Origin of the sequence: Arcticibacter eurypsychrophilus (assembly GCF_001730525.1) — a bacterium.
GTDB classification, from domain to species: Bacteria; Bacteroidota; Bacteroidia; order Sphingobacteriales; family Sphingobacteriaceae; genus Arcticibacter; species Arcticibacter eurypsychrophilus.
The window spans coordinates 66,251-80,932 of the sequence record NZ_MDFN01000024.1; the positions used below are offsets into that span (position 1 = coordinate 66,251).

Annotated in this window: 14 protein-coding genes and 1 pseudogene; 7 read left to right on the plus strand and 8 right to left on the minus strand. The window is 39.1% G+C overall.

Annotated elements, in window-relative coordinates; translation table 11 throughout:
* From BFL47_RS13720 to surE, 4 genes are read right to left on the minus strand one after another with little or no spacing between them, the layout of a single operon-like run.
* Positions 1–654 (minus strand): HAD family hydrolase, encoded by a 654-nt coding sequence (locus tag BFL47_RS13720; RefSeq protein WP_069660371.1) that lies wholly within the window; start codon positions 652–654, stop codon positions 1–3.
* 23 nt (positions 655–677) lie between these two features.
* Positions 678–1,784, minus strand: a complete 1,107-nt coding sequence (lpxB, locus tag BFL47_RS13725; protein WP_069660372.1) for a lipid-A-disaccharide synthase — start codon at positions 1,782–1,784, stop codon at positions 678–680.
* Between the two features lie 11 nt (positions 1,785–1,795).
* A complete protein-coding gene (locus tag BFL47_RS13730; RefSeq protein ID WP_069660373.1) occupies positions 1,796–2,068 on the minus strand; it encodes a stationary phase survival protein SurE in 273 nt (90 codons plus the stop codon).
* A complete protein-coding gene (gene surE, locus BFL47_RS13735; RefSeq protein WP_069660374.1) occupies positions 2,061–2,837 on the minus strand; it encodes a 5'/3'-nucleotidase SurE in 777 nt (258 codons plus the stop codon). Before surE ends, BFL47_RS13730 begins: the two co-directional genes overlap by 8 nt.
* A gap of 536 nt (positions 2,838–3,373) precedes the next feature.
* On the opposite strand from surE, the gene BFL47_RS20255 reads away from it, so the two are divergent.
* The 4 genes and pseudogenes from BFL47_RS20255 (at position 3,374) to BFL47_RS20515 (ending at position 8,915) form a co-directional block, all read left to right on the plus strand.
* Positions 3,374–4,102: a hypothetical protein gene (locus tag BFL47_RS20255; RefSeq protein ID WP_245681378.1), complete on the plus strand. Its 729-nt coding sequence runs from the start codon at positions 3,374–3,376 to the stop codon at positions 4,100–4,102.
* Positions 4,103–4,207: 105 nt separating this feature from the next.
* On the plus strand, positions 4,208–5,233 hold the full coding sequence (locus tag BFL47_RS20260) for a B12-binding domain-containing radical SAM protein (protein WP_245681379.1): 1,026 nt from the start codon (positions 4,208–4,210) through the stop codon (positions 5,231–5,233).
* Between the two features lie 550 nt (positions 5,234–5,783).
* Positions 5,784–8,120: a TonB-dependent receptor gene (locus BFL47_RS13745; RefSeq protein ID WP_069660384.1), complete on the plus strand. Its 2,337-nt coding sequence runs from the start codon at positions 5,784–5,786 to the stop codon at positions 8,118–8,120.
* 28 nt (positions 8,121–8,148) lie between these two features.
* A pseudogene (locus BFL47_RS20515) lies at positions 8,149–8,915 on the plus strand (DUF4249 family protein).
* A 319-nt stretch (positions 8,916–9,234) separates the two neighbouring features.
* On the opposite strand, the gene BFL47_RS19815 reads toward BFL47_RS20515, so the two are convergent.
* Positions 9,235–9,387, minus strand: coding sequence for a hypothetical protein (locus BFL47_RS19815; protein ID WP_170827325.1), 153 nt, complete (start codon positions 9,385–9,387; stop codon positions 9,235–9,237).
* Between the two features lie 288 nt (positions 9,388–9,675).
* On the opposite strand from BFL47_RS19815, the gene BFL47_RS19335 reads away from it, so the two are divergent.
* Positions 9,676–10,284 carry a transposase gene (locus BFL47_RS19335; protein WP_083257181.1) on the plus strand — a complete coding sequence of 203 codons (609 nt, stop codon included), beginning with the start codon at positions 9,676–9,678 and terminating at the stop codon, positions 10,282–10,284.
* A 219-nt stretch (positions 10,285–10,503) separates the two neighbouring features.
* On the opposite strand, the gene BFL47_RS20065 is transcribed toward BFL47_RS19335, so the two are convergent.
* The 3 genes from BFL47_RS20065 to BFL47_RS13770 form a co-directional block, all read right to left on the minus strand.
* Positions 10,504–11,001, minus strand: coding sequence for a LytR/AlgR family response regulator transcription factor (locus tag BFL47_RS20065; protein ID WP_083257182.1), 498 nt, complete (start codon positions 10,999–11,001; stop codon positions 10,504–10,506).
* 90 nt (positions 11,002–11,091) lie between these two features.
* A complete protein-coding gene (locus BFL47_RS20070) occupies positions 11,092–11,274 on the minus strand; it encodes a response regulator (RefSeq protein WP_083257183.1) in 183 nt (60 codons plus the stop codon).
* Positions 11,255–12,307, minus strand: a complete 1,053-nt coding sequence (locus BFL47_RS13770; RefSeq protein WP_069660377.1) for a sensor histidine kinase — start codon at positions 12,305–12,307, stop codon at positions 11,255–11,257. The genes BFL47_RS20070 and BFL47_RS13770 overlap by 20 nt, the downstream gene beginning before the upstream one ends.
* A 320-nt stretch (positions 12,308–12,627) precedes the next feature.
* Here BFL47_RS13770 and BFL47_RS13775 point away from each other — a divergent pair, with 320 nt between their 5' ends.
* Both BFL47_RS13775 and BFL47_RS13780 read left to right on the plus strand, forming a co-directional pair.
* Complete coding sequence (locus BFL47_RS13775; RefSeq protein ID WP_069660378.1) at positions 12,628–13,278, plus strand: SDR family NAD(P)-dependent oxidoreductase; 651 nt, start codon at positions 12,628–12,630, stop codon at positions 13,276–13,278.
* 150 nt (positions 13,279–13,428) lie between these two features.
* Positions 13,429–14,280, plus strand: coding sequence for a helix-turn-helix domain-containing protein (locus tag BFL47_RS13780; RefSeq protein ID WP_069660379.1), 852 nt, complete (start codon positions 13,429–13,431; stop codon positions 14,278–14,280).
* Positions 14,281–14,682: the final 402 nt, after the last annotated feature.

Consider the following 14,682-nt stretch of genomic DNA (forward strand, 5'->3'; position numbering starts at 1 on the left):
TTAGGAGAAAAGCCCTTGTAAATAAGGATCATTATAGTCTGCAACGAACTTTAAAATATTAGGCAATCCCTCAAAATCGCGTTCTTCATGCATGGTGGTGATTACAATAGCTTTCATGCCTCCTTTTAAAGCGGCCTCCACTCCTTTTGGGTTGTCCTCAAATACGATACAGTCTTCGGGTCTTACACCTGATAGTTCAGCTGCTTTGACAAAAGTTTCAGGATCAGGCTTGCTATAGGTTACATCCTCGGCACTTACTGTAACTGGGAAATAATGCCTGATATTTAAATTATCCAGAATAAAATCAATGTTATAGGGGATTGCCGCAGATCCAATAGCCATTTTGATGCCGTGCTGCTCTGCAGTTTGAAGAAAAGTATCAAGTCCATCAATGAGCTTTAAATGCGGACGGAAAGCCAACTGATAACGTCGCTCCTTTTCATTGGATAATTTATCCATCTGCTCATCGGAGAAATGACCTTTACCAAATACGCGTTCAAGAAGCTCTGAATTTTTTCCATACATCTGTAGTTTGGTTTCCTGCATGGAGATCTTTTTACCAAGGTCTTCTGTAAGTATGCTATGCCATGCCCGGTTGTGATAATCCATATCGTCGATCATCGTACCGTTCAGGTCAAAAAGAAATGCTTTCATTTAAATAAGATTTTTGTGCTTCTTTATTGAAGCGCTTTGACTATTAATTCGGCTGTGCGTTGTGAGGCGCCAGGCGTACCCATCTTTTCGGATAAAGCTTGGTAATTGTCCAGCATCGTATTCCTGTATTCTGAATCATTCAATAGGCTGTTCAGCTCTCGAGAAATGATGGCAGGGGTACAATCTTCCTGGATTAGTTCTTTTACAACCAGCTTATCCATGATGAGGTTCACTAGGGAAATGAATCGGATCTTTACTACCATACGGGCAATTGCGATGGATATTTTATTGCCTTTATATACGACGATCTGGGGAACATGAAAAAGGGCAGTTTCCAGGGTTGCTGTTCCTGAAGTAACAATTGCCGCTTCAGCATGACGAAGTAAATCATAGGTTTTTCCAAATAGTACAGGCAGCTTCTGATTAGGCATTAGCGCTGTATAATAAGCTTCGTTAAAAGTAGGTGCTCCTGCTATGACAAATTGATAATCAGGAAATTCATCTACTACACCTAACATGTCGGTTAATATAGCAGATACTTCCTGTCTGCGGCTCCCCGGTAACAGTGCAATTAACTTTTTGCCTTGAAGATGATGTTTATTGATAAATTCAGGATCAGGAACTGAAGCCTCCTTTTCATCTAATAATGGGTTTCCGACATAGTTGACTTCCATACCCCATGAACGGTAGAACTCCACTTCAAAAGGAAGGATGCAATAGAGATGATCTACTACTTTTTTGATGTTTAGTACGCGCTTTTGATTCCAGGCCCAAACTTTAGGAGAGATGTAATAAAATACCTTTATGTTATTCTTTTTTGCAAAAGCAGCTATCTTTAGATTGAATCCTGGAAAGTCGATCAGCACCAATGCATCAGGTCTATTTTGAAGCAGATCCTGCTTCACCATTTTCATGTTCTTCAGTATCGTCCGGAGGTTTAGAACAACCTCCACGAAGCCCATGAATGCCATATCACTATAGTGTTTGACCAGATGACCTCCTTCAGCCATCATGAGGTCTCCTCCAAGAAAGCGAAATTCAGCCTTTTCATCCGTTTTCTTGAGCGCTTTCATCAGATTGGCACCGTGTAGATCGCCTGAAGCCTCCCCTGCTATAAGATAATAAGTCATGCGATTGGGATTTAGTGTCGTACTTTATAGATAAAAAAGATAAATGCACAGATAAAAGTGGATGCCACAATTCCTCTTGCGGTATTTTCCTGATTCTTTTTGAACAGGTAGCGTACAAGGAATAAATTGATGGCTACACAGCCAATGTAAAGCAGGTCATCCTTTTCCAGAATGCGTAAATTCTTTTTTAAGACCTCCACAAATACATAGGCTATAGCTGGTAAAATTAATCCCAGAATTAAGCCTATCCATATATTATCTTTTATAAAATCCTTTTTAAACATCCAGCTTCCAATTATTTAAAAATGGTATGGCGTGGTGAGCGGTAAAGTCAAACTGAACAGGCACTACAGAAACGTAGTCGTTATTGAGTGCCCAGACATCGGTATCTTCTCCTTTATCGTTTAATTGAAATATTCCGGTTAGCCAATAGTAATTGCGGTTGTGAGGGTCTTTACGTTCGTCAAACTCTTCCGCCCATTTGGCATTGGCCTGGCGACAGATTTTAATTCCCTTAATTTTTTCGACATTTGGAAAATTTACATTTAAAAGCGTTCCTAATGGAAGACCATGTTCCAGTACCTGGTTGACTAAAATCTTTACGAAAGGGATACATTTGCTGAAATCGGCGTCATAGGAGAAGTCATCGTAAGAAAACCCAACAGAAGGAATGCTTTCAATTGCACCTTCCATAGCGGCAGACATCGTTCCTGAATAAATTACATTTATGGAGTGATTTAAGCCATGGTTAATACCGGATACACATACATCAGGCTTCTTGCCTTGAAATACTTTGTTTACAGCGAGTTTAACGCAGTCTACAGGTGTACCTGAGCATTTATACATTTCTACATCAGGATAGATGTGTACGCGGTCCAGGCGGAGTGGTTTAGCTATGGTTATGGCATGTCCCGTTGCAGATTGCGGACTATCAGGAGCGACAACCACTACCCTGCCCAACTCTTTCATTGCATCGATTAATACTTTTATACCCGGAGCATCAATTCCATCGTCGTTTACTACTAATATGGTTCGTGTTGCTTTTTTCGTCATTGGGGTAAAATTACGAAATGCTTTATTAATAAGAGAGGAATTGATGTGTATATAGCTTTATACAAGGCAGGCCCGAATATTAAAGAAATAGAGTGCTTTTTGAGGAGGTTAATTTACTAAAATGGTAGTACGGAGATCTTGATCAGCTACAGGTTTTGACTTTTTAAAAATGAATTTTATAGGAGTATGACAAAGATAATATGCTTATTAATAACCGATAAGATGTAAAATAGACTTTACAGCAGGGAGTTTTATCCATATTATTTATTATCGGCACCAAACTTTTACATTGAATTTTCAGTGTGAGTTTAAAAGCGCAGGAAATTTTATCAATTGATAAGGTCTAGTAATAAGATAATTATGAATTTTTTGACACGTAATACCATTCTATTTTGAAAACAGATCTTTTTCTTGTTACACCTCCCTTTACACAACTGAATACCCCGTATCCTGCAACTGCTTACATAAAAGGTTTTCTGAATACTAAGAATATCGCTTCAACTCAAGCCGATTTAGGTATTTAAGTGATATTAGCCTTGTTTTCCAGGAGAGGTTTGGAGGACCTTTTCTTTTATGCTGAAGAGCAGCCTAGTCAACCTAAAAGTTTAAATGCGAAGCGAATTTTTGCTTTAAGAAATGAGTATATCAAAACTATTGATGCTGTTATTGCTTTTTTACAAGGCAAAAACCCAACCTTGGCTTTGCAAATTTGTCAAGATGATTTTTTACCGGAAGCATCAAAATTTACGGAACTGCCTGAATTAGACTGGGCGTTTGGTTCAATGGGAACGCAGGATAAGGGTAAACATTTAGCAACTCTCTATCTGGAGGATATTTCCGATTTTATCATTGAATGTATTGACCCTAATTTTGGTTTTAGCCGTTATGCTGAGCGATTAGGCAGGAGTGCAAATTCCTTTGATGCGCTTTATAAAGCTTTAAATCAGAATTATACCTACATGGATAAGATTTTGATTGAAATTCTTGAAAAGAGAATTGCAGTTGTTCAACCCAAGCTAATGTTGGTTTCTGTTCCTTTCCCCGTGAATCTATATGCCGCATTCCGATGTGCACAATACGTAAAGCGCTATTATCCTGAGATCAAAATATCAATGGACGGTGGCTTTGCTAATACAGAACTGCGTTCTCTTTCAGACAAGCGGGTATTTGAATTTTTTGACTATATTTCGCTGGATGATGGCGAGTTACCTGTTGAATTGATTTACAATTCGCTCTCAGGAAGTGGGGCTTTTAACCTATATTAAAGAATCTTTTTATTAGAAAATGGCGAGGTTATTTATAAGAACGATGCTTTAAGAAATGATTATAAGCAATTTGATGTAGGAACGCCAGATTATAGCGATTTACAATTGGATCGTTACATATCGGTAATAGAAATTGTCAATCCAATGCATAGGATGTGGAGCGATGGCCGTTGGAACGAGTTGACAATGGCGCATGGCTGTTATTGGGGGAAATGTACATTCTGTGATATTTCTTTAGATTACATCAAGGTCTATGAACCTGTTGATGCTAAATTGATCGTAGACCGCATGGAAGAGCTTATTTTAAAAACACGTCAGAATGGCTTTCACTTTGTGGACGAAGCTGCGCCGCCTGCATTAATGAGAGAAGTAGCGCTGGAGGTTTTAAGACGTCAAATTTCTGTAAGCTGGTGGACTAATATCCGGTTCGAGAAAAGCTTTACAGGGGATTTATGTATATTGCTCAAAGCATCGGGCTGTATTGCAGTATCAGGTGGTTTGGAAGTAGCATTTGATCGGCTATTAAAGCTGATTGACAAAGGAGTATCGGCTGAACAAGTAGCTCATGTGACCCGTAATTTTACGGAAGCAGGGATATTGGTTCATGCTTATTTGATGTATGGGTATCCAACGCAGACGGTTCAAGAAACAGTAGATAGTCTGGAAATGGTAAGGCAATTGTTTGAAGCGGGAGTTTTACAATCTGGCTTCTGGCACCAGTTTGCGATGACTGCACATAGCCCTGTTGGCATATATCCGGAGAAATTCGGTGTGGTCAAAGAGGCGGAAGCCATCGGTACTTTTGCCAATAATGATATCAATTACATTGACAAAACAGGAATAGACCATGATAAATTTAGCTTTGTCTTAAAGAAATCGCTTTATAATTTCATGCATGGCATTTGCTTTGAATACAAATTGCAGGATTGGTTTGATTTTAAGATTCCTAAAGTAACGGTTCCTTCGGATTATATTGAGAAAGCCCTAAGGAAAGAAACCAAGTTTGCTATTAATCCCACTGCCAAAGTAGTTTGGTTAGGGGGCAAACCTGATACGGAAAGCTTTACAAAGCATATATCATATGCGGATAATATCTTAAAAAAACGAAAAGTTACACCATACAAGAATTGAATGTTAAATTCCTGTCTGCTTCGGTTTTCTGATATTTGCTTAAGTTTTTTAAGGAATTAAAGTCGCCAGTTTAATGATTTCCACAACATTATTTATCGATTTTTTTTGTTATTTCTTAGCTTTCATCGGTAAGGTGAGGGTCAATTAAAGAGTTAAATTTTAAGTCAGTTTTTTCTCAACTATTATATACTACTTATGCTTGCCGCAATCTGAGATATTGATGAACGAAGGCGATAACCATACCACCCTCACCAACTCCGGTCGAGATCCTTTTAATAGAGTCATAACGAACGTCACAGGCACGGAAGGAGCCAGAAAAGTTCGCCAGCAAGTATGGACACTCTTTTCCAATTTATTCAAACTTTTTTAAAAGTCTCCTTTCACAGCTGCTATAAAGAAATTTCTAAAACGGCTTTTGCTTGGACTTAAAAAATCAACGCTTCATCAGGATTTAAGTGGGTTTCATGCTGTTTTTACTTCTACAGGCGGGTTTGCTGGGTATCATTGCTTGGTTAAGCAATCAAATATTAATGTCAAAATTATAAAATTCATGAAAAAAACGACTCAGCTTATCGCGATTCTCGTCCTGCTCTTTCCGGCATCGATGCTCGCGCAGATCAAGAAGCACTTTTCCCTGTCGGGTACCATCAAAGACAAAGCCACCGGAGAAACTCTTCCCGGCGCCACAGTTAGTTTCCTGGAGCTACCCGGCATAGGTATTTCTACAAATACTTATGGTTATTATGCTATCAGCATCCCGGAAGGAAGTTATACTGTAATAGCCACCTACACAGGTTTCGTAACAGACACGTTGCATGTCGACATGAAAAGTAATCTACAGCATAATTTTGGTTTGCAGTCGTCGGCAAAAGAGCTTACTGAAGTAAAAATAAAAAGCTACTCTTCCAGAAGCAATTATATTCTTACATCACCAGCAGGTGCCCAAAAATTAACAATTGAAGATATTAAGAATCTCCCTGTCCTTTTAGGTGAAAAAGATGTCTTAAAGACGATTCAGTTGCTACCAGGCATTGTGGCTGCGGGTGATGGTAAGTCTGGGTTTTTCGTCCGAGGTGGCGATGCTGACCAGAATTTACTGCTTTTAGATGAGGCGACCGTGTACAATGCTTCTCACTTGTTAGGTTTCTTCTCCGTATTCAATTCTGATGCCATTAAGGACATCGTGATTTACAAAAGCGGCATGCCAGCCACTTACGGCGGGCGTCTTTCCTCTGTGGAAGATATCCAAATGAAGGATGGTAACAACCAAAAATTCGGTGTAAACGGGGGAATTGGATTAATCGCGTCTCGACTTACCGTAGATGGGCCCCTGTTTGTTCATAAAGGGTCATTTGTAATAAGCGCGCGGAGAACCTATGCGGATTTGTTAACGAAGCTGGTTTCTGATACGACAGTAAAAAAAACAGTGCTTTATTTTTATGATTTCAATCTAAAGGCAAACTATCAGGTAGACCCTAAAAATCGCATTTTCCTTTCCGGGTACTTTGGAAAAGATTATTTAAGCATTAAAAACGCTGACGGTATAAACTATGGAAATTCTACGGCAACATTCCGCTGGAACCATATTTTTAGTAACAGTCTTTTTTCAAATACATCACTAATCTACAACAGTTTTAATTACAACACCCATTTTCAAAGCAATACCAACAACGTTACCGTCGGTTCGGCCATTACTGACTATCATTTAAAGCAGAACTTTAATTACTATATCAATGCTGGCAATAAACTGGATTTTGGTGTAGAAAGTATTTATCATTTAACGCAGCCGGGTGCCGCAAGCGTAACACAAACTTCAAACTACAATCCTGTAGTGCTTCAAAAAAGGTACTCTTTGGAAAGCGCGACCTATGTTTCCCATGAATGGACAGCGTCAGAAAAATTAAAAATTATTTATGGGATACGATTAAGCGACCTGAAGGTATTAGGGCCCGGTAACTTTTATACTTATGACCCATCGGGTAACGTGAATAGCAATATCTATTACGTTAGCGGCAAAATTGTAAAAAGTTATTTGACCCCCGAGCCCCGTTTTGCCGCCAGTTACCAGTTGAATGATAGCAGTTCGGTTAAATTTACCTATGACAGGACAGCACAGAATATACATTTACTCAATAATTCCAGTGCCTCATCACCGACCAATGTCTACCTGCCGAGTTCTAATGTGGTAAAGCCTGAAATAGGTGACCAGCTATCCATTGGGTATTACCGGACGTTTAATCAGGATCTGTTCGAGTTTAGTACAGAGGTTTACTATAAAGCCCTGCAGAACCAGTTCGATTACAAAGATGGTGCTAACCTTGTTGGTAATGAAAATATCGAATCAGACCTGCTGTTCGGCACCGGCCGCGCCTATGGATGGGAAACGTATATCAAAAAGAAACGCGGCAAGCTTACCGGCTGGCTGAGCTACACACTTTCAAAAACAGAAAGAAAAATCAACGGAATCAATAACAACGATTATTATCCAGCCTCACAGGACCAAACTAACCATTTATCGCTCGTAGCCTTGTATCAGGCAAGTAAAAAATGGACATTTTCAGCAGTTTTCGTATACAGCACGGGAACACCAGTCACCTTCCCGAACGGGAAATATGCAATAGACGGCGCTCCGGTTTATGCCTACAGCGAAAGGAACAGTCAGCGGTTACCGGCCTATAACCGCCTTGACCTTGGTGCTATGTTATATGTTAAGAAAACCAGAAAAATTGAGTGTAGCTGGAATTTCTCCATCTACAATATATATGGCCAATCCAATCCCTACACCATTGTTTTCCAGGAAGATCCTTCCAATAAGAACAAGACTCAGGTTCAGCAAACGACATTATTTAAAATGGTTCCTTCAATTACTTATAACTTCAAATTTTAATACAATGAAAAACATACGCATTATTCTAATGGTTTCAGCCTTGATTACGGCTGTATATTCCTGCACAAAAACTATCACGCCACCGCTTAACAATGTAAGCCAATTGGTTATCGAAGGCGCCGTAAGCGACACAACAGGCCCTTATCACATACGCATCTCAAAAACAGCAAATTTCTATTCAGATAAAGTTTATCCAACTGTTTCCGGAGCTAACGTTATCATTACCGATATGACTGCCAACACAACGGATGTTTTAACAGAAGCTACCGCCGGGGACTACATTACACATATAATCGTTGGAACATACGGGCATACTTACCAGATGAAGGTTACGCTCGATGGAAAACTTATGTTTCAGTATCCACAATGCCCCAGTTGGTAAAACTTGATTCTGTCGGTGTTGATTACGATGTAAATAATAACACGAGACCTATAGCGGAATATCAAGATCCGGCTGGTCAAAAGAATTATTATAAATATTCTATGAAAAAAAACGGGGTACATATCAATCACTTTCAAACATTTGAAGACCGATTATCGAACGGCAGGTACATCCGTGAGAATCTGGATTGTGACACCGGCACCTTTCATCGTGGAGACTTGGTGAAGGTTGATCTGGTCGGATTGGATGCCGGTGCTTTTAACTTTTTAAAAGAATCAGAAAATGTTGCTTATAGTAATGCTAACTTGGCTTCACCAACAACGCCAACATCAAATATCTCCGGCGGCTGTATCGGCTATTTCGGCGCACAGACAGTTAGCAGTAAAACAACCACTATTAAGCTTGGAAGATGATGAATTGTATTTGTTATAATTTTTCGACCAGGAGAAATTAAATTATCTGTTCACTTTCATAAGGGCTACAAAACGGAAACGGCCTTGAATATAAAGTTCAAGGCCGTTTCTTAGTGCTTTATCTATCGCATAAAATAGACTGGTCCGTTTTCGAGAATGCATTTAAGGTTCATTACAGCGAAATAGTGGGTAAACCATCCAAACCTATCCGGCTTATGTTTGCGCTGCTGATCCTTAAAATATGTACGTAACCTAAGCGATGAAAACCTGATGAACAATGGCCACAAAACGTTTATTATCAGTATTTTAGTGGATATCATCATTTCAGGCCGGCAATTCCTTGTGTTCCAACTGAACTGGTGGCTTTCCGGCAGAGGATATGAGAAGCAGGTGTTGAACTAACCTCGAAGGAAAGCATCCGGGTTAATGAACCTCCGGATGACCGGGCGGGTGCCGTGGTGAGTGTGGACACAACGGTACAGAAAAAAACATTACCTATCCAACGGATGACAAACTGTACAAGAAGATCATTAAGAAGTGCTGGAATGTTGCCGACGAAGAAGGGATCGATCTTCGGCAATCCTACCGCCATGTAGTCAAAACGCTGGGGCATCAGCAGCGTTATAAAAACACAAAGACCGGGGCCAGAGATGCCAGTAAAGCCAATAAAAAAATAAAGGTTATTGCAGACAGGTTAGTAAGAGAACTGGCGCGCAAGCTACCATTTGATCGCTTGGGCATTTATCTGCCGAACTAGAAATTGTATCAGCGGGTACTTTCCCAAAAGCGGGATGATAGGGACAAAGTCTATACAATACATGAACCTGATGTCAAATGTTATGTAAAAGAAAAAAAACACAAAAAGCTTGAATTCGGCAGTAAAGCGTCTATCCTGGTGGATCAAAGCACCGGCATCATTATGGGCGCTATTAACTTTACTGAAACGCTACATGATTCCAAGACCCTTCCTGAGGCACTTGAGCAATACGAAAGGCTAACGGGACAGCAGCCCGTCCAGGTATTTGTGGTCCGGGGCTACAAATACCTGCAAAAATATAAGAACTTGCAGATAAATGTGTCAAAGCCTGATAAAAAAACAAGCAGAGCTAAGCGCAAAAGGCATAGTAAAAAGACGGCTATTGAACTCGTAATTGGACATCTGAAAGCTGATTATCGCTTATGTCGTAATTTTCTGAAAGGGATATTGGGCGATATGATGAATGTTATCCTGGCGGCTGACGCCATAAATTTCAAACGAGTCATAAACCTCTGTCGTACAGAGACAAATGACGGTTTAACACTCATTGATATCTTGTATATGTTTGTTCTGAATACTCTTTTGCCTGAAAAATTAAATATGACTTTTTGAGGGACGACTAATTAATAACGAACAATAATACTGTCCAATAGAACTTTTGGAAGAGTAGGTTTAACGAAGCGCGGTGCTTTATGATAATGAACGGTTTAATTTTCGGGTTAAAAATACTACTGCTTCAATTCAGAAGGCTAACCGCTAATTCCAGGATTGGGTTTAAAATGTAAAGACGAATTGGATTGGACTACAGCGCAAATCACGACAGTACATATGTTATCTGTTCAACCAGGATTTAAGCGGCTGGGCTCTTTCTTTACTAATGACAACCCCTTCTGCAATTTCTGGTGTCATAATTACTTTTAATTTGCCATTAAAGTAATTATGAACTATTTTGATGGCGGAAAATGCTGCTATATACTGCCTGTTAAGCCTGAAAAAAACATGGGGATCTATCAGTTTTTCGAGTTCATCCAGCGTGTAGTCAACCATATATCTTTTTTGTGCTGTCGTGGTTAAGAAAGTCAGCTTGTCAACAAAACTAAAATAAGCTACCTCAGCTATAGATACCGGTATAAATTTATTACCGCTTTTGATTAGAAACCGATTCTTATAGTCAGAGAGCGCTTCTTGGGTTTTATAGTTATTGGCTAACAGCGATTCCATCATTTGTTTAATATTGCCCTGCGACGAAGTATTATTATAGAATTTTTTAAGCGCTGATCTTAAAAAATCCGGGTCAATTGGCTTGAGCAAATAGTCAATACTGTTCACTTTGAAAGCCTTAATCGCAAAGTCGTCATAGGCAGTTGTAAAAATTACCGGGGCATTAATTTCTACAGCTTCAAAAATTTCGAAGGATTGTCAATCGGCTAACATAATATCCATAAAGATCAGATCCGGATGTGGAAATAGCTTAAACCAGTCCACTGCTTCTTCTACGCTATCTATTATTGTAATGACCAAGATTGCAGGATCTAACTCAGTTAAAATAGCTTGTAGTCTACGTGCTGCCAAGTGCTCGTCTTCAATGATTAATACTTTCATGCATGCTTATTTTATTAAGTAGTGGTAGAGAAACGCTAAATTCCGTAGCGGTAATAACAACTTCAACCGGGCGGGCTGTCAGTAACTTAAATCGGTTGGTGATGTTATTCAATCCAGTGTTGGTAGATTCTACCCCCGATTTTTTTTTCTGTAGATTATTTTTGATCGTAATGATTTCACCATCGGAAATTAGTGATATAATCAATGGTTTGCGTTGTGAAATGGTATTGTGTTTAATCGCATTTTCTATCAGCATTTGCAAGGCGAACGGAATCGTCATGACTTTTTCGAATGATTCGGGCAATTTGTATTCGACAATAAGATTTTCCCCAAACCGCATTTGAAATAAGAACAGGTAATCCTTAAGAAATTCCAGTTCGACTTTCATTTCGATGATGTTTTTTTCGTTGTAGGTCAGCACATGCCGATACACGTTAGACAGCTTTTGAATAAAAAGTACAGAAAGCTGGGCGTCCTCCGGAACCAATGTGATTAACGCATTTAGACTATTAAATAGGAAGTGGGGGCTGATCTGGTTTTTCAATAATTCAAACTGCGATATCAAGCTTTCTTTTTTTAAGCGCTCTGACTCGTACAAGCTATGTTCCCAGTTACCAAAAAAGAATGCGCACTCGTAACATACCGTTATAATCAGCAAGAGAACGGCGCTTTTTTTCAAAGTGTCTGTAAATTCCATCGGAAAGGATTCGTGAGAATCTATAGGCATAGACTGGTTAATGAGCGCAACAAAAAATCCAAAAATACAAATGAACAGCACAAAAATCACCGCTTGTGTGCCTATTTTCTTCAACATATCTTTTGGGCGCGGAAATTTATTGCGAAGGTATATAAATATAATCCGGTTGCCCTCCCAATAAAAGGCTACGTACAAAAAGTTTTTGATGACTTTGAGCACCTTTAAATTAATTGGTAAATTCTGCCAAGGAACATTTGCAAAAAGCTGAAGCAGAACCACGATAAGCGGTACCCCTATTATTCTTGCCCACTTGTCGTTAAGTCGCCGTTTTTCCATGTTTATTGATGACGCCCTGATAAGCTTGATGATTAAACGCAATTACCTATGCTTGGGCCTCGTAATAATTATAGACAAAAATCAGTATTGTTATCCGCATTGAACGTTTCTCTGAGCTAAAAAGTTCTTTATAAACGACGAAACCACTTTATTTCCGAATGAAATTACACTTGCACTTGTTTGTTATTATCACAATTATGAATAGTCCTATAACTGCCCTGAATATTGTCTTGTTATACAAACGCTTGCTGCGTTCCTTTGTACCATTGAATTTAATAATTGCATCAGCTTAAATAGCTTTGTTTAAAAATACAAAAATTATGAAAACAATATTGATCACAGGGGCAAATAAAGGAATCGGGCTTGAAGCCATTCAAAAGCTGCATGACCTGAGTATAACCAATGTAGAAAACATTCAAATTGATGTGGCCGATATTAATTCTGTCCGCCAGGCAAGGCAAGAACTGGAGACTAAAATTAGTTCATTAGATATTTTGATCAATAATGCGGGTACCGGTGGTGAACTGCCCCAAGATTTATCTGCCTGTGATTTGAAAAACTTGCGAGAGATATTCGATACCAATTTTTTCGGTGCCATACAAACCACGCAGGAATTCCTGCCGCTTCTGAGGAAATCTGAACGATCATCCATTATCAATGTTTCAAGTGAAGTTGGTTCACTCACCGCACTGAGCACCACAGGAGAAAATCTAAGCAGGGATAAATTCCATGCATATGGTTCTTCTAAGACCGCACTGAACGCATTTACCGTAATGCTGGCAAATGAACTGCGTGATAGCGGCATTAGCGTGAACAGCGTTACTCCGGGGCATACCGCTACTGACCTTAATCAATTCCATGGAACAAAAACTGTGGAACAAGGTGCAATGCCAATCGTGAAACTCGCTACACAAATTGAGCAGGGCGTTACTGCTAAATTCTTTAAAGAAGGTGGTGACGCCTCTTGGTAATCAGTCGAAAGCTATTATCCATTCAGCTCAAACGAAATGGGTATGGAGTTTTTAAATGCTATTTAGCTTTCTGATGAACAAGTAGCAAAGATTGCCCATATCAATGCGGATAAACTCCTGAATTTACAGATATAAAAGTATTTTTGTGTAATGAACGGCATCCCGGTAGATCAGTTGCAAAATAAGACCAATACAGGCTTGCAAATAAAAGCTTTTAAAGCCGATGATGAATCGCAACACGAACAAAATCACGGTGTTCACAGGGACGATCATTATATATTTTTCTTTGTAAGAAAAGGTTCTGGAACAATTAAAGTCGATTTTCAAGATATAGTAGTTACCGCCGGGCACATTTATTATGTACTGCCTTCGCAAATCCATTCACAGGTAAAGGGCGACGGTGCCGAAGGGTGGTTCCTTGCGGTGGACACTTCATTAATTGCGACTGATCTAAGAGCTGTTTTTGAAAACCGGCTGAATTTACAGTTGCCTTGCAAGTTATCTAAATACGAATTAACTCAGTATGAAAACCTACTTTGTATTTTACAAAATGAGTTTACTCAACGGCAAGGAGATGTATATTACCTGTCAATTATCCATGCCCTCGCCCAATCGTTTTTGGGAATGGCAGCCAGTAAATATAATTCTTTAGACACGACAGAAAATAAACATACCCGATCAGCGGAAGTAGCCCGGAAATTCAAAAATCTACTTTCAAACAATATAAAGGTTATAAAAAGTCCGTCTGAATATGCGTCAATACTTAACATATCAACAGGTCATCTAAATGAGGCTATAAAGGGCGTTACCGGTTCAACGGTCAGCTATTGGATTCAACAGGAAATGATCAGTGAGGCTAAACGTCTATTATATCATAGCGATGTAGATGTGAAAGAAATCGCCCCTGAGTTAGGATTTAGTGACTACTCTTATTTCATTCGCTCTTTTCGGAAAATATCTGGACTATCTCCATCAAAATTCAGATTGCTTAACCGCTTATAATTATCTAATACTTCATCGTTATAAAGAGGTAAAAACAATTAGTTATTAATGTCCCTTTGGGGGAATTTAAGCCTCTTTGTATTAGATATGAAACTTACGGACGATTTTATTGTTTTAAGTAACTGTTATCATTTCTTGTAGATATTTGACAGATATGTTAAAGTCACCGACCGGGCAAATTACGCAGAAGTATATTCGAAATAGCTTAATGAAAAGGCCAAATATAAATAAGTACTACCAATCTTACTATTGCCATATTTGCTTACCAAAAAAGGTTTGAGCACCCGCAGTCCTTTCACAAAATATTTAAGCACCTTACCAGTGTTCACCTTCCATCAAATACAGCACTTATTTTTTCATACTTATTAGTTACTAAAGCTTCGCACATGAATTCGTGATTAA

What these genes read in the sequence shown, in the direction of transcription:
- surE (WP_069660374.1), bottom strand. Translation starts at nt 2,837, where the DNA reads ATGACGAAAAAAGCAACACGAACCATATTAGTAGTAAACGACGATGGA.
- BFL47_RS13720 (WP_069660371.1), bottom strand. Translation starts at nt 654, where the DNA reads ATGAAAGCATTTCTTTTTGACCTGAACGGTACGATGATCGACGATATG.
- BFL47_RS13775 (WP_069660378.1), top strand. Translation starts at nt 12,628, where the DNA reads ATGAAAACAATATTGATCACAGGGGCAAATAAAGGAATCGGGCTTGAA.
- BFL47_RS13730 (WP_069660373.1), bottom strand. Translation starts at nt 2,068, where the DNA reads ATGTTTAAAAAGGATTTTATAAAAGATAATATATGGATAGGCTTAATT.
- BFL47_RS20070 (WP_083257183.1), bottom strand. Translation starts at nt 11,274, where the DNA reads ATGAAAGTATTAATCATTGAAGACGAGCACTTGGCAGCACGTAGACTA.
- BFL47_RS13780 (WP_069660379.1), top strand. Translation starts at nt 13,429, where the DNA reads ATGAACGGCATCCCGGTAGATCAGTTGCAAAATAAGACCAATACAGGC.
- BFL47_RS13745 (WP_069660384.1), top strand. Translation starts at nt 5,784, where the DNA reads ATGAAAAAAACGACTCAGCTTATCGCGATTCTCGTCCTGCTCTTTCCG.
- BFL47_RS13770 (WP_069660377.1), bottom strand. Translation starts at nt 12,307, where the DNA reads ATGGAAAAACGGCGACTTAACGACAAGTGGGCAAGAATAATAGGGGTA.
- lpxB (WP_069660372.1), bottom strand. Translation starts at nt 1,784, where the DNA reads ATGACTTATTATCTTATAGCAGGGGAGGCTTCAGGCGATCTACACGGT.